Origin of the sequence: Nocardioides marinisabuli, from assembly GCF_013466785.1 — a bacterium.
Classification (GTDB): domain Bacteria; phylum Actinomycetota; class Actinomycetes; order Propionibacteriales; family Nocardioidaceae; genus Nocardioides; species Nocardioides marinisabuli.
Map to the genome: position 1 here is coordinate 2,911,668 of NZ_CP059163.1, position 17,495 is coordinate 2,929,162.

Here is a 17,495-nt window from a genome sequence, read left to right on the forward strand (position 1 = left end):
TCATCCCAGCACGCTCGCCTCGTACGCCGCCACGGCGGCCTCGGGCTCGCCGTCGTGCACGACCCGGGCGTCCTCGACCACCAGCACCCGGTCGCAGCGCCGGGCCAGGGCGAGGTCGTGGGTGACCAGCACCAGCTGCTGGTCCAGGCCCAGCAGGAGGTCGCCCACCCGACGGGTGTTGGCCAGGTCGAGCAGGGTGGTCGGCTCGTCGGCGACCAGCACGTCGGGGTCGGTGGCCAGCACCCCGGCCAGTGCCAGCAGCTGGCGCTGGCCACCGGAGAGGCTGTGCACCGAGACGTCGGCCTTCTCGGCCAGCCCGTAGCGCTCCAGCACCGCGAGCGCGAGGTCGCGCCGCCGTCCGGCGCTGCGCTCGTGCCGGCGCAGCGAGAGCTCGACGTCCTCCACGCAGGTCGGCATCACGAGCTGTGCCGAGGGGTCGGTGAAGCTGAAGGCGACCTTGCGGCGCACGGCGGCGCCCTGCCTGCGCACGTCGAGCCCGTCGACGCGCACCGCTCCGGTGGTGGGGGCGACGAGGCCGTTGAGCATGCGGGCCAGCGTCGACTTGCCCGACCCGTTGGCCCCGACGACGGCGACGCGCCGCTCGGTGAGGGTGAGCGTGGTGGGCTCGAGCAGCACCCGGTCGCCGTCCGGGGTCGCGACGGCGACCCCGGCGGCGTCGAGCTCGATCAGTGGCACGCGCTCAGCGACGCGCGCGCAGCAGCTGGGGGAAGGCGCGGTGCACCTCGGCGGCGACGAGCGCCACCAGGGTGGTCTTGAGCAGGTCGCCGGCCCAGTAGAGGACGTCGATCTTGAGCGCCTCGACCAGCGAGATGTCGAGGTAGAAGGCCAGCCCGGCGATGCCGGCGGGGTGGATCACGAGCACCGAGGCGGCCAGCGAGCAGACGAAGACGATCGCCGCGCGGGACTTGCCGCGCTCGCCGGCGGCGTACTTGACCAGCAGGCCGCCGACCAGCGCGGCGACCGGGAAGGACCACAGGTAGCCGGCGCTGGCGCCCGTCATCGCGCCCAGGCCCGAGGCGTGCTGGGCGAAGACCGGCAGGCCCACCGCACCCAGGGCCAGGTAGAGCGCGACGGCCAGGAAGCCGCGGGTGGGCCCGAGCAGCACGCCCGCCAGCATCACGCCGGCGGTCTGCAGGGTGATCGGCACACCGGCGCCGCCGACCGGGATCCCGCCGATGTAAGCGAAGGCGGAGATGAGGGCCGCGAACGAGGCGACGAGCGCCAGGTCGGTCGGGGTCATCCGCCGGCGGCGGTCCTCGGTGGGGGCGTGCTGGGTGCGGTCGGTCATCGCCATGGTGGGCCTTCGGGTGCGGGGGTGGAGGACGTGGCCTCCTGAACGGCGTTCAGGTTAGGCTGGCTGCGAGATCGCGGTCAATGCCGCGCCCCGACCCCGCAGGAGTGACGTGCGCCACCACCGCGACGACGTCGTGCGCCACGCGCTCGGCGTGCTCGACACCTACGGGCTCGCCGACCTGACCATGCGACGGCTCGCCGGCGACCTCGACGTCCGCCCGAGCGCGCTCTACCACCACTTCCGCGACAAGCAGTCGCTGCTGGCCGCCGTGGCCGACGAGGTGCTGCGGCGCGGCGCCCGGCCGGTGAGCGCGACCGCGTGGGACGAGCAGGTCGTCGAGATCTGCTCGGGGCTGCGCGACGCGCTGCTGGCCTACCGCGACGGCGCCGAGCTGGTCTCCACGGTCATCGCCTTCGGGCTGGGCGCCTCCCAGCCGTACGACGACCTGGTCGCCGCGCTGGCCCCGGCGCGCCTGGGCGAGGACCTGGCCGCGACGGCCGCCCGCACCCTCCTGCACCTCGTGCTCGGGCACACCCTCGACGAGCAGACCCACCTCCAGGCCGGCAGCGCCGGGGCGATCGGCGACGGACCGCGCCCACGCTCGGACTTCGCGGCCGGGCTGGGGCTGGTCGTCGACGGCATCCGGCTGCGTGCCGCCACGGGCACGTCAGACCGGCTCGACCAGCGCGCCTGACTGCTCGGCGAGCACCACCGCGCCCGCCACGTCGAGGCGCGCTCCGCGCAGCGCCACCCCGGCGAGGTCGGCGCCCTCGAGACGGGCGCCGCGCAGGTCGGCCTCGAGCAGGGAGGCGGCGCGCAGCGTCGCGCCCCGCAGGTCGCTGCCGCGCAGCACGGCGCCGGCCAGGTCGGCCCCGGCGAGGTCGGCCTCGCGCAGGTCGAGACCGGTCAGGTCGAGCCCGACCAGCCGGGCGCCCGCGAGGCCCACGCCGCGCCACTGCCCGCCCAGCACGCTCATCGGGCGCACCGTGCACCGCTCCAGCACCGACCCGGTCAGCTTGCACCCCTCGAGGGTCGCCGCGAAGAACGAGCAGCCGCGCAGGGTGCAGGCCACGAAGGCGCTCTCGGTGTGCGTCGAGGCGTTGAAGCGGCAGGACTCGAAGGTGCAGCCGGCGAAGACCGCGCCCCGGCTGGTGGCCTCGGTGAGGTCGACGTCGCGGAAGGTGCAGTCGGTGAAGCGCGCGTCGGCGAGGTCGGCGGCGTACCAGTCCGCGCCGGTGAAGGTGCGGCCGTCCTCGATGCGCCCGGCGAGGTCGCTGCTCAGCGCGACCGACGCTCCCGCTTGTTCAGCAGGCCGTGCCCGCGGGAGAACCCGTAGGCCGCGCCCCGGCTCGCGGAGCCGTGCCCGAGGAAGTCGGAGTCGGTGCCGGGGCGCTCCGGGCTGCCCAGCCCGCGCTGCTGAGAGCGCGAGAGCAGCAGGTCCACGCCCAGCACCGCCAGCGCAAGCACGGCGACGACGATGACCACCACGATGCCGAAGGTCCCCATGCGAGGACCCTAGTGCGTCGGGACCCCGAGGGCGAGAAGGGCGATGTCGTCGCGGGCCACACCGTTCTGGAAGGCCAGCACCTGGCTCAGCACGTTGTCGACCACCTCCGCGCTCGAGCCCGTCGGCCCGGAGTCGACCATGTCCAGCAGCCGCTCGTCACCGAAGAAGCCCGACGGGCCGGAGGCCTCGGTCACGCCGTCGGTGTAGAGCAGCATGGTGTCGCCGGGGCCCAGGAAGATCTCGCGGTCGGTGTAGACGGCGTCGTCGATCACCCCGAGGAGCGGGCCGAGCAGGTCGATCTGGCGGGCGCGGTCGTCGGCGCGCAGCAGCAGGGGAGCGGGGTGCCCGGCCACGCCGATCTCCGCGCGCCACCCGCCCTCGCGGCGCCGCAGCCGCACCAGCACCGCGGTGCAGAAGCGGTCGCTGCTGTGCTGGAGCAGGGTCTCGTTGACCTGCTCGAGCAGCAGGCACGGCCGGCGGGTCGCGACGGCGAGCGCGCGCACGGTGTAGCGCACCAGGGCGGTCACCACCGCGGCCTCGGGGCCCTTGCCGCGCACGTCGCCGAGCACCACCATCCAGTCGTCCTGGCCCAGGCTGAAGACGTCGTAGAAGTCGCCGCCGACCTCGGTGCCGTCCCCGGCCGGTCGGTACGCCGCCGCGACGTCGAGGTCCGGCACGGCCGGCGGCGTGGGCGGGATCAGCGTCTGCTGCAGGGTGCGGGCCAGGGTGCGCGCCCGCGCCTCGGAGGTCTCGGCCCGTTCCTTGGCGCTGAGCAGCTCACGCTCGTAGCGGCGCCGCTCGGTGGCGACCAGGACCGCGATCCGGGTGGTGCTCGGCGTCCCGTCGGGGTAGCGGGTCATCCGGGCGTTGAGCAGCACCGGCATCCGGGTGCCGTCGTGGCGGCGCAGGTCGACGGCGATCTCGTTGACCTCGTCGTGCATGTGCAGGAGCGGGGAGAGGTGGGTCTCGTGGTAGAGCCGGCCGCCCGGCGTGAGCAGGTCGACCAGCGACATCGAGACCAGCGCGTCGGTGCTGATGCCCAGCCACTCGGCCAGGGTCGAGTTGGCGTGCACGATCCGCCCGTCGGGCGTGGTGGTCAGGTAGCCGCAGGGGGCCTGCTCGAACGAGGTGTCCGCCACGTCGTGGGCCGGCGGCCACGACGAGCGGGGGGCATGGTCGTCGCTCACGCCGGCACGACGTCGAGGTCGTCGAGGAACGAGGCGATCGCCCGGGTCGTGGCCTCCGGGGCGCTGAGGTTGGGGCAGTGGCCGGTCGCCTCGAGCATCACGAGCCGTCCGTCGGGCACCTGCTCGGCGACGTACTCGCCGACCGCGACAGGCGCGATGACGTCGTCGGTGCACTGCAGCACCAGCGTCGGGACGCCGATGCGCGGCAGCAGGTCGCGGCTGTCGGAGCGGAAGGTGGCGGTCGCGAAGCGGCGGGCCACGGCGGGGTCCATCCGGCAGAAGCTCTCGGTGAGCTCCTCGCCCAGCTCGGGCCGCTCGGAGTTGCCCATGATCGCCGGGGCCATCGCCGAGGACCAGCCGAGGTAGTTGCCGGCCAGCGAGTCGAGCAGCTCGTCGACGTCCTCCTCCCCGAACCCGCCGGTGTAGCCGGGCTCGTCGATGTAGCGGGGCGAGGGGGCCACCATCACCAGGCCCGCCACGCGCTCGGGCTCCTCGAGCTGGGTCATCGCCACCAGCATCGCCGAGACCGAGTGGCCCACGAGCACCGCGCCGTGCAGGTCGAGCTCGCGCACCACCGCGGTGATGTCGGCGGCGTAGCCCTCCAGCTCGGAGTACCGCTCGCTGTCGTAGCCGGACAGGTCGCCGCCCCCGGCGCCGATGAGGTCCATCAGCACGACGCGGTGGGAGTCCTCGAAGGCCGGCGCCACGTAGCGCCACATGTGCTGGTCGCAGCCGAAGCCGTGCACCAGCACCAGGGGAGGCGCGTCGTGGCGCCCGGTCACCGACACGTGGTGTCGAGTCAAGGCACTCATGGGGCGAGCCTAGCCGTGCGCACCGGTGTCCGCAGCGGTCCGTACCAGGTATTCGCACGCGGCCAGCAGGCGCGCGCGCAGCGGGGCCGCGCGCTCGGCGAAGTCGGCCTGCGCAGCGGCGTACTCGCGCTTGCCCTCCGCGGTCTCGATGCGCACCGGGGTGAAGGGCCGTCCGTCGACCTCGAGGCCGCTGAGGTCGTACGGCGCCGCCCTCATGTCGAGCACCCGGATCTCGCGGGCCAGCTCGAAGCAGTCGGCGACCAGGTCGGAGGAGACCATCGGGCTGAGCCGGAAGGCGTGCTTGTAGAGGTCCATCCCGGCGTGCAGGCAGCCCGGCTGCTCGAAGTCGGCCCGGTCGTCGACGGCGGGGGAGAGGGTGTTGAGCGGGCGGGCGGGCTCGGTGAAGAACCGGAACGCGTCGAAGTGGCTGCAGGCGATGCGGTGCGACTCCACCACCGTGTCGGTGCCCTCCGGGCCCAGGCGCAGCGGCCAGTCGGAGTGCCGGGTCTCGTCGTCGGCCAGGCGGTAGACCATCGCCCACTCGTGCAGCCCGAAGCAGCCGAGCTGGGCCGGGCGCGAGGCGGTGGCGCGCAGCAGCCGCCGGGTGGCCTCCAGCAGGGGGCGCTGCCGCGCGACGTGCTCGGCACTCACGCCGAGGACCCCTGCCCCGCCGTCGACGTCGCCGTCGACGCTGCCGTAGCCCTTGAGGCCGTCGTACTCGGGTGCGTCGGCGAGCCCGGTGCCGTGCCCGGGGTGCCAGCGGCGCAGCTGGGCCGGGCGCTGGGAGTAGTAGGTGAACAGGAAGTCGTGCACCGGGTGCTTGACCCGGGCCCCGCGACGCTCCAGGTGCGGGGTCACCCAGGCATCGACGCGCGCCGCGTGTGACGCGGCCCGCGCCTGCCACTCCTCGCGCTCGAGCACCTCCACGGGCACCAACCGTAGGTCGCTAGGGTCGGGGCGTGCGCATCGCGAGATTCACCAATGGCGAGGACCCCCTCTACGGCGTGGTCACGGGCGAGCTCGACGAGCTCGGGCAACCGAGCGAGGACAGCGTGGTCGTGGCCCTGGCCGGCGACCCGTTGTACGTCGGCGTCAAGCTGCTCGACCAGGAGTTCCGGCTGCCCGACGTCCGGCTGCTGGCGCCGGTGCTGCCCCGCAGCAAGGTCGTCGGCATCGCCCGCAACTACGCGGCCCACGCCGCCGAGCTCGGCAACGAGGTGCCGGCCGAGCCGATGATGTTCCTCAAGCCGAACACCAGCGTGGTCGGCCCCGGGGACCCGGTCTTCTACCCGCCGCAGACCCAGGAGCTGAGCTACGAGGGCGAGCTGGCCGTCGTGATCGGGCGGATCTGCCGCGACGTGCCGGTCGAGAGGGCCACCGACGTGATCCACGGTTACACGATCGCCAACGACGTGACCGCCCGCGACATCCAGAGCCGGCAGGGCCACTTCACCGTGGCGAAGGGCTTCGACTCCTTCTGCCCGCTCGGCCCCTGGATCGAGACCGACATCGACCCCCAGACCTTCAAGGACGGGGTGCGCATCCAGACCTTCCTCAACGGCGAGGTCGTGCAGGACGGCTCGACGGCCGACATGGTCGTCGACATCCCCGCGCTGGTCGCGCACGTCTCCAGCATCATGACGCTGCTCCCTGGCGACGTCATCCTCACCGGCACCCCCGAGGGTGTCGGCCCGATGGAGGTCGGTGACGAGGTCGAGATCTCGATCGACGGCCTCGGCACCCTCACGAACAAGGTGGCAACCCGATGAGCACCCCCGCTCCCGTCCGCGTCCGCATGGCCCCGTCCCCGACCGGCTCGCCCCACGTGGGCCTGGTCCGCACGGCGCTGTTCAACTTCGCCTTCGCGCGCCACGCCGCGCTCCAGGGCCAGGACGCCACGTTCGTCCTGCGCATCGAGGACACCGACAAGGAGCGCTCGACCGAGGAGTCCTACCAGGCGATCCTCGACCTGTTCCGCTGGATCGGCCTCGACTGGGACGAGGGCGTCGAGAAGGGCGGCCCCTACGGCCCCTACCGCCAGTCCGAGCGTGGCGACCTCTACCGCGACGTGCTCGCGAAGCTGGCCTCGTCGTCGCACACCTACGAGTGCTTCTGCACCAACGAGGAGGTCGACGCGCGCCGCAAGGCCTCGGGCTCGAAGGTGATGGGCTACGACGGCTTCTGCCGCGACCTCTCCGAGGAGCAGCGCGCCGCGTTCGTGGCCGAGGGGCGGGCCCCGCTCGTGCGGTTCCGGATGCCCGAGGGCTCGATCACCTGGGACGACCTGGTGCGCGGCGAGGTCACCTTCGACACCACCCACGTGCCCGACTTCGCGCTGTGCCGCGCCAACGGCGACCCGCTCTACACCCTCACCGCGCCGGTCGACGACGCCACCATGCACATCAGCCACGTGCTGCGCGGCGAGGACCTGCTCTCCTCGACCCCGCGCCAGATCGCGCTGTTCGAGGCGCTGAAGGCGATCGGCGTGGCCGAGGTGACCCCCGCCTACGGCCACCTGCCCTACGTGATGGGCGAGGGCAACAAGAAGCTCTCCAAGCGCGACCCGCAGGCGCACGCGCTGGCCTACCGCGACCAGGGCTTCATCCCCGAGGGCCTGATGAACTACCTGGCCCTGCTGGGCTGGGCGATCGCGGCCGACCGCGACGTCTTCAGCCTCGAGGAGATGGTCGAGGCGTTCGACATCAAGGACGTCAACCCCAACCCGGCCCGCTTCGACCTCAAGAAGGCCGACGCGATCAACACCTCGCAGATGCGCCGTCTCCCGGTGGAGGAGATCACCCACCGGGTGCTGCCGTTCCTCAAGGACGCCGGCGTCGTCTCCGACCCGGTCTCCGACGCCGACGCCCAGATGCTCGAGCTGGCGATGCCGCTGGTCGCCGAGCGCATCAACAAGCTCACCGAGGCGCCCGCCATGCTCGGCTTCCTCTTCGTCGACGAGGCCGACTTCACGATCGACCCCGACGACGCCGCCAAGCTGCTGACCGACGACGGCCTGGGCGTCGTACGCGCGGCGCTCGAGGCCGTCGAGGGGCTCGAGCAGTGGTCGACGGCTGCCATCCAGGACGCCCTGCAGGCCCGCCTGGTCGACGAGATGGGGCTCAAGCCCCGCAACGCCTTCGGGCCGGTGCGGGTCGCGATCTCCGGACGCCGGGTCAGCCCGCCGCTCTTCGAGTCGATGGAGCTGCTGGGCCGCGAGCGGTCGCTCTCGCGGCTGCGCGGCGCGCTCGCCTGACCCGCCATGCACCCCGAGGAGCGCCTGCCCTACCACCGCCTGCTGAGTGCTGCCCCGCGGCGGGGGTGGTGGATGCTCTTCGGGGTGGCGGTGCTGGGCGTGCTGTTCATCGTCCTGCAGCTGCTGATCGCGCTCGTCCTGACGCTCTGGCTGGCCCTCGGGGGGCTCGAGGTCGGCGCGGCCTTCGACCGGGTCAGCGGCGAGGGCGAGGTGATGCCGTCGTTCCTGGCGCTGGTCAACCTCGGCTGGGCGGTGACCATCCCGGTGGCCCTGGGCGTCGTGTGGGTGGTGCACGGGGTCTCACCGGGCTGGCTGTCGTCGGTGGCCCGACGCCTGCGCTGGGGCTGGATGCTGACCTGCTTCGGGCTCTCGTTCATCGCCCTGCTCGCGACCCTGGTCGTCTCGGCGCTGGTGCCCGCCCAGGAGAGCGTCGCGCTGGACGGGGGGCTCAACGACTTCACCCGCACCACCCGTGACTTCCTGCTCGTGGTGCTGCTGCTGACCCCGTTGCAGGCCGCGGGGGAGGAGTACGCGTTCCGCGGCTACCTGACCCAGTCGTTCGGTGCCGTGCTCTCCCGCTGGCCACGGGTCTCGGTGGTGACGGCGGTGGTCGTGCCGGCCGTCGTCTTCGCCCTCTTCCACGGGGTGCAGGACCCGCCGATCTTCGTCGACCGGCTGGCCTTCGGGCTGGTGGCCGGCACGCTGGTCGTGCTCACCGGCGGCCTGGAGGCGGGCATCGCGATGCACGTCCTCAACAACCTCCTGGCCTTCGGCCTCGCCCTGGCCTTCAGCGACATGACCACCGCGCTCAACCCGACCGGCGGCAGCTGGTGGAGCCTCCCGGTGACCCTGACCCAGAGCCTGGTCTACCTCGGGGTGGTCGTCGGATGGGCCCGCTGGCGCGGGATCGCGACCGCCGCGAGGGCGGGCGAGGTGGCCGTTTTGTCGCCTCGGCCGGCCCCCGTGTAAGGTTTCCACCGGTCCTGAGGGAAGCCGCAAGGCGACCTGAAGAACCCCCCAGTGGGATATGGTGTAATTGGCAACACGACTGGTTCTGGTCCAGTTATTCTAGGTTCGAGTCCTAGTATCCCAGCGAGCAGCGACTCTGTCGCGGTGCCCCGAGAAGCTTCGGAGCCCCGCGATTTTGTGCGGAAAGCCAGCCCCGGCTAGAGTTCCGCAGGTTGCTCCGGAGAGGCCGCAAGGCCGATCCGACTGCCACGCCCCCGTTGTGTAGCGGCCTAGCACGCCGCCCTCTCAAGGCGGTAGCGCCGGTTCGAATCCGGTCGGGGGTACCAGAGCAGGACCCGACAGCAGGCCCCAGCCCTCCGGCTGGGGCCTGCTGCGTCTTCCGGGCGACGTGGTCCGCGGATGCCCCCAGGGGTGACCTGCTGGTCCCCCTGCTTCCGTACGGTCTCCCTGACACGTGTCAGGCACACCGGAGGGCAAGTGATGGCAACGACCACCGACCAGGCCGTGCGCCACCTGCTCGACGAGGGCCGCGCCCGAGCGAGGAGGCTGGGCCCCGACCAGGTGCGGCTCTGGGACGCCCTGGCCCGTAGTGCCGAGGGCGGCAAGCGGTTCCGACCTGCGCTGGTCGTCGCCGCCCACGACGCCCTCGGCGGGACCCGCCAGGAGGCGGCGGCCGCGACCGGCGCCGCGATCGAGCTGCTCCACACCGCGCTGGTGGTCCACGACGACGTGATCGACGGGGACGACGTACGACGCGGCCGGCTCAACGTGAGCGGCACGTTCCGCGCCGGGGCGCGGGAGGCCGGTGCGGACGCGGGGGGAGCCGACGCGCTCGCCCTCGCCGCCGGCATCCTGGCCGGCGACCTGGCGCTGGCCACCGCCGTCCGCGCCGTGGCCACGTGCGGGGCCCCGCGCGACGTCACCGAACGGCTCCTGGACCTCCTCGACGCGGCCCTGCACACCACGGCCGCCGGCGAGCTCGCCGACGTGACCCTCTCCCTGGGCCTGGGGGCGGCGTCGATGGCGGAGAGCCTGGGCGCGGCCGAGCGCAAGACGAGCGCCTACTCCTTCGCGCTGCCCCTCCAGGCCGGCGCCGTGCTGGCGGACGCCGACGAGGACACGGTCGAGCGGCTGGGGGAGGCCGGCCGGGTGCTCGGCATCGGGTTCCAGCTGGTCGACGACCTGCTCGGCGTCTTCGGGGACCCGGCCCGCACGGGCAAGAGCACCACCAGCGACCTGCGCGACGCCAAGCAGACACCCCTCCTGGTCCACGCCCGCTCCACGTCGCAGTGGGCCCGCCTCGAGCCCTACGTCGGTCGCGACCTCGCCGCCGACGACCTCGCCGAGGCCCGGGCGCTGCTCACCGCCTCCGGGTCGCGGGCCTTCGTCGAGGCTCTCGCGGCCCGGCACCACGCCTCGGCCGTGCGCACCGTCGAGGAGCTGGACCTGCCCGTCGACGTGCTGGGCCCGCTCCTCACCTCGTTCGGCCTCGACGAGGCCGCCGCGTGAGGACCCGCAGCCCCCACGGCCCCCACGGCCCCAGCCGTGAGGCGACCACCCTCTACGACTCCCTCTCGGAGGACAGCGCGGCCGGGGTGATCCGGGCCTTCTCGAGCTCGTTCGGGCTGTCCTCGCGCCTGCTGGGGGAGCCGGTGCGCACGCAGGTGCGCAACGTCTACGCCCTGGTGCGGGTCGCCGACGAGATCGTCGACAACACCGATCCCGGTCTCGGGGTGGGCCCCCGACGGACCATGCTCGCCTGGCTGCACGACGACGTGCGGCACGCCCTGGAGCACGGCTACAGCGCCAACCTCGTCGTGCACGCCTTCGCGCGCACCGCGCGGGGCTGCGGCATCGGCGAGGACCTGGTCGACCCGTTCTTCGCCTCGATGGGGACGGACCTGGAGACCACCGAGCACACCCCTGCCAGCTTCGAGCGCTACGTCTACGGCTCGGCGGAGGTGATCGGCCTGATGTGCCTGCGGGTCTTCCTGGCCGGCGACGGCGCGGCCCGCGAGCGTGAGTACGACCGGCTCGCGCCGGGCGCCCGACGGCTGGGTGCGGCGTTCCAGAAGCTCAACTTTCTGCGCGACCTCGCCGAGGACCACGACCAGCTCGGGCGCGCCTACTTCCCCGGTCTGGACGTCGAGCGCTTCTGCGACGGCGACCGCGACCGGATCCTCGACGACATCGACGCCGACCTGGTGGCGGCGGCCGCGGTCATCCCGGCCCTGCCGAGCAGCAGCCGCCGCGCCGTGGCGGCCGCGCACGCGACCTTCGCCGAGCTCGGCGCCCGCCTGCGGGAGACCCCCGCGCCCGACATCCGCCGGACCCGGGTCCGGGTCCCCGACCCGGTCAAGCTCCGGCTGCTGGCCGGTGTCCTGCTGAGGAGCGACGCATGACCTCCCTGCTGCCCCAGCGCCGCGGCCCCCGTCCGCGTCCGGCTCGCGCCGCGTCGTGGTGGTGGGCGGTGGCATCGCCGGCCTCGCGACCGCGGCGCTGCTCGCCGCGCACGGACACAGCGTCGACCTGCTGGAGAAGAACGAGGAGCTGGGCGGCCGGGTCGGCAGCATCGAGAGGGACGGCTTCCGCTTCGACACCGGTGCGTCCTGGTACCTGATGCCCGAGGTCTTCGAGCACTTCTTCGCCCTGCTCGGCACCTCGGCCGCGGCCGAGCTCGACCTGACCGTGCTCGACCCCAGCTACCGGGTCTTCTTCGAGGGCCACGAGCGCCCCCTCGACATCCGCCCCGACCGGGCGCACAACCGGGCCGTCTTCGAGGAGGTCGAGCCGGGGGCCGGCCAGCGCTTCGACGACTACCTCTCCTCCGCGCAGGAGACCTACGACATCGCGCTGCGGCGGTTCCTCTACAGCAACTTCGACTCCTCCGCCTCGTTCCTGCGCTCCGACGTGCTGCGCCGGACACCGCGGCTGGGCCAGCTGCTCACCCGCTCGCTGGGCAGCCATGTCGCCAGCCGGTTCCAGGACGACCGCCTGCGCCAGGTGCTCGGCTACCCGGCGGTGTTCCTGGGTTCCTCGCCGAGCCGGGCCCCGAGCATGTACCACCTGATGAGCAGCCTCGACCTCGGCGACCGGGTCCTCTACCCGCAGGGCGGGTTCACCCGGCTCATCGAGGTGGTCGCCGACCTGGCCCGGCGCCACGGGGCCCGGCTGCACACCGCCACGAGCGTCACCAGGATCCTGACGGGCCCCGCCTCCCGCGGTGCCCGGGCGTCGGTGCGCGGGGTGGAGCACGCGAGCCCCACCGGTGGGACGGGCACGATCGAGGCCGACGTGGTCGTCGGTGCCGCGGACCTGCACCACCTCGAGACGCAGCTGCTGCCGGCCGCGCTGCAGTCCCACCCCGAGACCGCGTGGCGCCGACGCTCCCCGGGGCCCGGTGCGGTGCTGGCGATGCTCGGCGTCGAGGGCGCGTTGCCCGAGCTGTCGCACCACTCCCTGTTCTTCACCTCCGACTGGGAGCAGAACTTCGGCGACATCTTCGGCGCGCAGGCCCGCGTCCCCGACCCGGCCTCGACGTACGTCTGCAAGCCCTCGGCGACCGACCCCACGGTGGCGCCGGAGGGGTGCGAGAACCTCTTCGTCCTGGTGCCGGTGCCGGCCGACACCAGCATCGGTGCGGGCGGTGACGACGGCGCGGGCTCCGAGACCGTCGAGCGCGCGGTGGATGCCGCCATCGACCAGGTGGCCGGCTGGGCGAAGGTCCCCGACCTGCGCCGACGGATCCGGGTGCGGCACACCGTCGGGCCCGCCGACTTCGAGCAGCGCTACAACTCCTGGCGCGGCGGGGCCCTCGGGCTCGAGCACACCCTGCGCCAGAGCGCCTTCTTCCGCCCCGGCAACGTGTCCTCCAAGGTGGAGGGCCTGTTCTACGCCGGGGCGAGCACCGTGCCGGGGGTGGGGCTGCCGATGTGCCTGATCAGCGCCGAGCTGGTGCTCAAGCGGCTGTCCGGGGACCGGTCAGCGGGACCGGTGGCGCCATGAGCCTGCTGCAGCTGTCGTACGTCGCCATGCTCGTCTTCTGCCTCGTCGGCACCCTGTGGCTCGTGCCGGCCTTCCGGCTCGACGTGCTGCGCCAGCCCCGGCGGCTGGCCCTGACCGTGCTGGCGGCGGGGACGCCGTTCCTGCTCTGGGACCTCGGTGCCACGGCGGCGGGGCACTGGCACTTCGACGACGAGCAGACCCTGCCCTGGCGCGTCGCCGGCCTGCCCCTCGAGGAGATCGCCTTCTTCGTGGTCATCCCGCTCGTCTCGGTCCTGACGCTCGAGGGGGTGCGTGCGGCGCGGCCCCGGGTGCTCGCACGTCGACGCGAGGAGGCCCGGTGACCTACACCGCACTGGCAGTGCTGGGCGTCGTGGCAGCCCTGGTGGTGGACCGCTGGGTCGTGGGCACCCGGTTGACCAGCACCTCCGTCTGGTGGACGGCCTACGCCATCATCGTCTTCTTCCAGCTGCTCACCAACGGGTGGCTGACCGGGCGCGGCATCGTCCGCTACGACGGCGAGAGCATCATCGGCTCCGAGCAGATCACCGTCCTCGGCGACGGCCGGCTGTTCTTCGCCCCCGCCGAGGACCTCGCCTTCGGCTTCGCCCTGGTCCTGACCTCCTGCGTGGCGTGGACCTGGTTCGGGCGGCACCGCGACGGGACGGGGCAGCCATGAGCGTCTCCGAGCGCCTCCAGGCGCTCCAGCCGACCGACATCGGGGTGCCTGGCCCGACGTCCCTCGACATGGCCCGGGCGTTCCGCTCGGTGCGCGCCGACCCGCTGTCCTTCCTGGTCGACGTCGCCGACCGCTACGGCGACCTGGTCTCCTTCCCCGTGCCCGGGCCACCGGCGCTGCTGCTCAACGACCCCGCCGACGCGCGCCACGTCCTGCAGACCGCCGCGCGCGGCTGGGGCAAGCAGACCGTGCAGTACGCCGCGCTGGCCAGGGTCACCGGGCCCGGCCTGCTGGCGTCCTCCGAGCCGAGCTGGATCGAGCACCGACGCCTCGCCGCACCGGCCTTCCACCACGAGCGGCTGCTCGCGGTGGGCGAGCAGGTGGCGGCCGCCGTCGACGCGGCGGTCACCGCCCGGCTGGGGAGGGGCACCGGCACCGAGGTCGTGGACGTCGCCGCCCTGACGCACCGCATCGGCCTGGACGCGGTCGGGCGGGCCCTGTTCTCCACCGACCTGTCCGGCCACGCGCAGCACCTCCTCGACGCGACGAGCCGGGCGGCCGAGCTGGTGGTGCGGCTGGGCCGGTCGATCCTGCCCACGGCGCCGTGGCTGCCCACCCGGACCAACGTCCGCCTGCGCGCCACCCGGCGCCGCCTCGACTCGATCACCGGCGAGATCATCGCCGAGCGACGAGGGCGTCGCTCGCCGCGCGGCGATCACGGCGACGACCTCCTGGGGCTCCTGCTCGACAGCGGGCTCGACGACACCGCCGTGCGCGACGAGCTGGTCACCATGGTCATCGCCGGGCACGAGACGGTGGCCGGGGCGCTGTCCTGGACGCTGATGCTGCTCGCCGAGCACCAGGACGCCCAGGACCGCCTGCGCGCCGAGCTGGACGCGCACCCGGGCCCCGTGTCCCTGCTGGGCCACCGCGAGACGCTGCCGTGGACCCGCGCGGTCGTCGACGAGTCGCTGCGGCTCTTCCCGCCCGCCTGGGCCCTGTCGCGACGCTCGCTGGGCCCCGACGTCGTCGGTGGTCGCGAGGTCCCGGCCGGGACGCTGGCCATCATCAGCCCCTGGCTCCTGCACCGGCGGGGGGAGTCCTGGCCGACGCCGCTGTCCTTCCGACCCGAGCGCTTCCTCGACCCCGCGGCCGCCCGCTCCGCCTACCTGCCCTTCGGGCAGGGGCCGCGGCTGTGCATCGGCCGCGAGTTCGCGCTCGGGGAGATGGTGCTGGTCCTGAGCCGGCTGCTGCGCGAGCACCGGCTCGAGGTCCCTGCCGGCTGGTCGCGACCCGTGGCGCAGGCCCAGGTCGCCGTGCACCCCCAGGGGGGCATGCCGCTGCTGGTCACCGGTGTGGGGAGCGAGCGGTGAGCGACCTCGCCCTGGCCCTGGCGCTGCTGGTCGGCACGGTGGCTGGCGGGTGGCAGCTGCGCGACCTGCGCGTGCTGCGCCCCGGTGCGGGCCGGGGCGCGGGGGCCTCCCGCGTGTCGGTCGTGGTGCCGGCTCGTGACGAGGAGGCGAGCCTGCCCGCGCTGCTGGCCTCGCTGGCCCGGCTCGACGTCGCGGTCGGCGAGGTGGTCGTCGTCGACGACGGGTCCGTCGACCGGACCGCGGCCGTGGCCACCACGGGCGGCGCCACCCTCGTCAGCGCCTCGCCCCCTCCTCCCGGGTGGACCGGCAAGGCCTGGGCCTGCCACCAGGGCGTCGGCGCGACGTCGGGCGACCTGCTGCTCCTCCTGGACGCCGACACCGAGCTGGCCGCCGGGGCGCTCACCGGCCTGCTGGAGCTGCACGGGCGGCACGGGGGACTGGTCTCCGTGCAGCCCTTCCACGCCGTCGGAGGTGGCCACGAGCAGCTCTCCTCCTACTTCAACGTGGTGTCGATGATGGCCAGCGGAGCGTTCGGCCGTGGTGCGAGCAGCCGCCCGATGGCCTTCGGGCCCTGCCTGCTGACCTCGCGCGAGGACTACGCGCGGGCCGGGGGGCACGCCGCGGTGCGTGGCGAGGTCCTCGACGACGTGGAGCTGGCCCGCGCCTACCACCGCTGCGGCCTGCCCGTGCACTGCGCCGCCGGGGGCGAGGAGGTCCGGATGCGCAGCTACCCCGGAGGGTGGCGGCAGCTGGTCCCGGGCTGGACCAAGAACATGGCGTCCGGTGCGTCGGCCGCCGCCCCGGGGCCGACCCTGGCCGCGGTGCTGTGGCTGTGCGTCCACCACGCCGTGGCCGTGGGGCTGCTCCTGGCGCTGCTGGACGTGTCGGGCAGCCCGGTCGGGCCGCTCGCGCACGGGCACCCGCTGGTCTGGGTCGTGGGCTACGTGGTGACCGCGCTGCACCTGCGGCTGCTCCTGACCCGCCTGGGCTCCTTCCGCTGGTGGACCTGGGCGCTGTTCCCGCTGCCGCTGCTCGCCTTCGACGCGGTCTTCGCGCGCTCGGTCGGGGCCACGCTGGTGCGCGGCTCGGTGACCTGGCGGGGGCGCCCGGTGCGGACCAGGGGGCGCGACCGCGTCCGGGAGGCGGGCTGATGCTGCGACTGGTGATGCCGGAGGCCGTGACCGTCGTCGTCGACGTGCTGGCCTGGGGGGTGCTGCACGCCGCCACGGGCTACGCGGCCCACCGCCTCGGCGCCGAGCGGCTGGCCGAGGACGGGTGGCTGCTGCGGGCGCGACGCTTCGAGGCCCGCGGCACGTGGTACCGCCGACGGCTGCGGCTCCACCGGTGGAAGGACCGGGTGCCCGAGGCCGGGGACCTGTTCCGGGGCGGGGTCAGCAAGCGCCAGCTGCCGTCGTACGACGTCGCGGGGCTGCAGCTCTTCGTCCAGGAGACCCGGCGCGCCGAGCTCGCCCACTGGTGGGCGATGGCCTGCGGGCCGCTGTTCGTGCTGTGGAACCCGCCCGTGGCCGCCGTCCTCCTCGTGGCGTACGGCGTGGTCGTCAACCTGCCCTTCATCCTGATCCAGCGCTACAACCGCTTCCGGACCCAGGCGGTCATCGAGCGGCGGCGCCGCTGATGGCAGCGGGAGCCTCGCGGCACGGGCCGGTCGCCCAGCTGCTCATCGCCTGGTCGCCGCTGAGCCTGATCCTGGTCGCCTACGCGGTCGCGGGGTGGGTCAGCGCGCCGCTCGGCGCCGACGTCGACGCGACCAACCGGCTCGGGTTCGAGGTGGCCCTGACGTGGCCGGCGCAGGTCGACCGGACACTGCTCGGCGGCGTGCCCACGGTGTGGCTGCAGCAGCACCTCGTCGACGGGACGACGCACTGGTACGACGCCGCCGCGGCGCTGGTCTACAGCACCCACTTCGTGGCTATCCCGTTGCTGACCGCGTACGTCTGGTTCGCGCTGCGGGACCGGTTCGTGCCCCTGCTCGCGTCGTTGCTGGTCTTCACCGTGGTGGGGATGACGGGCTACGTCGTCTCACCCGCCGCCCCTCCGTGGCTGGCCTCGCAGCGCGGGGAGATCGGGCCGGTCGAGCGGGTCTCTCACCTGGGCTGGGAGCACCTGCACCTCGACTGGATCAGCGTGCTGACGGTCTCGGGCCAGTCGGGCAGCAACCCGGTCGCGGCGATGCCGTCGCTGCACGCGGGCAGCGCGATGCTCGTGGCCCTGGTCCTGTGGCCGGTGCTCGGCGCCGCCGGGCGCACCCTGGCGCTGGGCTACGTGCTGGTGATGGGGCTGACCCTCGTCTACACCGGCGAGCACTACGTCGTCGACGTCGTGGCCGGCTGGCTCACCGCGGCGGCGGCGGCCTGCGCCGGCGTCGTGCTGGCCCGGC

At 73.7% G+C, this 17,495-nt stretch carries 19 protein-coding genes, 2 tRNA genes and 2 pseudogenes; 15 read left to right on the forward strand and 8 right to left on the reverse strand.

Features of this window, described 5'->3' with window-relative positions; translation table 11 throughout:
* Together H0S66_RS13915 and H0S66_RS13920 are read right to left on the reverse strand one after the other, a co-directional pair.
* Entirely contained in the window at positions 1–690 is a 690-nt protein-coding gene (locus tag H0S66_RS13915) for an energy-coupling factor ABC transporter ATP-binding protein (protein ID WP_218877130.1), read from the reverse strand.
* Between the two features lie 10 nt (positions 691–700).
* Positions 701–1,309: a biotin transporter BioY gene (locus H0S66_RS13920; RefSeq protein ID WP_179615914.1), complete on the reverse strand. Its 609-nt coding sequence runs from the start codon at positions 1,307–1,309 to the stop codon at positions 701–703.
* 115 nt (positions 1,310–1,424) lie between these two features.
* Here H0S66_RS13920 and H0S66_RS13925 point away from each other — a divergent pair, with 115 nt between their 5' ends.
* Entirely contained in the window at positions 1,425–2,009 is a 585-nt protein-coding gene (locus H0S66_RS13925) for a TetR/AcrR family transcriptional regulator C-terminal domain-containing protein (RefSeq protein WP_179615915.1), read from the forward strand.
* Here H0S66_RS13925 and H0S66_RS13930 read toward each other — a convergent pair.
* From H0S66_RS13930 to H0S66_RS13950, 6 genes and pseudogenes are all read right to left on the reverse strand, one after another.
* Positions 1,983–2,387 (reverse strand): pentapeptide repeat-containing protein, encoded by a 405-nt coding sequence (locus H0S66_RS13930; protein ID WP_258016921.1) that lies wholly within the window; start codon positions 2,385–2,387, stop codon positions 1,983–1,985. The two genes, H0S66_RS13925 and H0S66_RS13930, sit on opposite strands and share 27 nt — an antisense overlap.
* 75 nt (positions 2,388–2,462) lie before the next feature.
* Positions 2,463–2,597, reverse strand: a pseudogene (locus H0S66_RS20575) (pentapeptide repeat-containing protein); the annotation flags it as partial.
* Complete coding sequence (locus H0S66_RS13935) at positions 2,594–2,821, reverse strand: hypothetical protein (RefSeq protein WP_179615916.1); 228 nt, start codon at positions 2,819–2,821, stop codon at positions 2,594–2,596. The pseudogene H0S66_RS20575 and the gene H0S66_RS13935, both read right to left, overlap by 4 nt.
* A 9-nt stretch (positions 2,822–2,830) precedes the next feature.
* Positions 2,831–4,009, reverse strand: a complete 1,179-nt coding sequence (locus tag H0S66_RS13940; RefSeq protein ID WP_179615917.1) for a SpoIIE family protein phosphatase — start codon at positions 4,007–4,009, stop codon at positions 2,831–2,833.
* Positions 4,006–4,821, reverse strand: a complete 816-nt coding sequence (locus H0S66_RS13945; protein ID WP_179615918.1) for an alpha/beta fold hydrolase — start codon at positions 4,819–4,821, stop codon at positions 4,006–4,008. The genes H0S66_RS13940 and H0S66_RS13945 overlap by 4 nt, the downstream gene beginning before the upstream one ends.
* A gap of 9 nt (positions 4,822–4,830) precedes the next feature.
* On the reverse strand, positions 4,831–5,748 hold the full coding sequence (locus H0S66_RS13950) for a 3-methyladenine DNA glycosylase (RefSeq protein ID WP_179615919.1): 918 nt from the start codon (positions 5,746–5,748) through the stop codon (positions 4,831–4,833).
* Between the two features lie 32 nt (positions 5,749–5,780).
* On the opposite strand from H0S66_RS13950, the gene H0S66_RS13955 reads away from it, so the two are divergent.
* From H0S66_RS13955 to H0S66_RS20580, 14 genes and pseudogenes are all read left to right on the forward strand, one after another.
* The gene (locus tag H0S66_RS13955; protein WP_179615920.1) at positions 5,781–6,590 is read left to right on the forward strand and encodes a fumarylacetoacetate hydrolase family protein; all 810 of its coding nucleotides are present in this window, start codon (positions 5,781–5,783) and stop codon (positions 6,588–6,590) included.
* Positions 6,587–8,074, forward strand: a complete 1,488-nt coding sequence (gltX, locus tag H0S66_RS13960) for a glutamate--tRNA ligase (protein ID WP_179615921.1) — start codon at positions 6,587–6,589, stop codon at positions 8,072–8,074. Before H0S66_RS13955 ends, gltX begins: the two co-directional genes overlap by 4 nt.
* A 6-nt stretch (positions 8,075–8,080) precedes the next feature.
* Entirely contained in the window at positions 8,081–9,043 is a 963-nt protein-coding gene (locus tag H0S66_RS13965; RefSeq protein WP_179615922.1) for a CPBP family intramembrane glutamic endopeptidase, read from the forward strand.
* Positions 9,044–9,095: 52 nt separating this feature from the next.
* Positions 9,096–9,167, forward strand: a tRNA-Gln gene (locus H0S66_RS13970).
* A 126-nt stretch (positions 9,168–9,293) separates the two neighbouring features.
* Positions 9,294–9,369 (forward strand) — tRNA-Glu (locus H0S66_RS13975).
* A gap of 154 nt (positions 9,370–9,523) precedes the next feature.
* The gene (locus H0S66_RS13980; protein ID WP_179615923.1) at positions 9,524–10,552 is read left to right on the forward strand and encodes a polyprenyl synthetase family protein; all 1,029 of its coding nucleotides are present in this window, start codon (positions 9,524–9,526) and stop codon (positions 10,550–10,552) included.
* Positions 10,549–11,445 carry a phytoene/squalene synthase family protein gene (locus H0S66_RS13985; protein ID WP_179615924.1) on the forward strand — a complete coding sequence of 299 codons (897 nt, stop codon included), beginning with the start codon at positions 10,549–10,551 and terminating at the stop codon, positions 11,443–11,445. Before H0S66_RS13980 ends, H0S66_RS13985 begins: the two co-directional genes overlap by 4 nt.
* 55 nt (positions 11,446–11,500) lie before the next feature.
* Positions 11,501–13,048, forward strand: a complete 1,548-nt coding sequence (crtI, locus tag H0S66_RS13990) for a phytoene desaturase family protein (protein ID WP_180923629.1) — start codon at positions 11,501–11,503, stop codon at positions 13,046–13,048.
* Positions 13,045–13,389 (forward strand): lycopene cyclase domain-containing protein, encoded by a 345-nt coding sequence (locus H0S66_RS13995; protein ID WP_218876330.1) that lies wholly within the window; start codon positions 13,045–13,047, stop codon positions 13,387–13,389. Before crtI ends, H0S66_RS13995 begins: the two co-directional genes overlap by 4 nt.
* Entirely contained in the window at positions 13,386–13,724 is a 339-nt protein-coding gene (locus tag H0S66_RS14000; protein WP_179615926.1) for a lycopene cyclase domain-containing protein, read from the forward strand. The genes H0S66_RS13995 and H0S66_RS14000 overlap by 4 nt, the downstream gene beginning before the upstream one ends.
* Positions 13,721–15,097 (forward strand): cytochrome P450, encoded by a 1,377-nt coding sequence (locus H0S66_RS14005; RefSeq protein WP_179615927.1) that lies wholly within the window; start codon positions 13,721–13,723, stop codon positions 15,095–15,097. The genes H0S66_RS14000 and H0S66_RS14005 overlap by 4 nt, the downstream gene beginning before the upstream one ends.
* Positions 15,094–16,248, forward strand: coding sequence for a glycosyltransferase (locus tag H0S66_RS14010; protein ID WP_179615928.1), 1,155 nt, complete (start codon positions 15,094–15,096; stop codon positions 16,246–16,248). Before H0S66_RS14005 ends, H0S66_RS14010 begins: the two co-directional genes overlap by 4 nt.
* Entirely contained in the window at positions 16,248–16,733 is a 486-nt protein-coding gene (locus H0S66_RS14015) for a glycosyl-4,4'-diaponeurosporenoate acyltransferase CrtO family protein (protein ID WP_179615929.1), read from the forward strand. Before H0S66_RS14010 ends, H0S66_RS14015 begins: the two co-directional genes overlap by 1 nt.
* A pseudogene (locus H0S66_RS20580) lies at positions 16,733–17,425 on the forward strand (phosphatase PAP2 family protein); the annotation flags it as partial. The gene H0S66_RS14015 and the pseudogene H0S66_RS20580, both read left to right, overlap by 1 nt.
* Positions 17,426–17,495 lie beyond the last annotated feature (70 nt).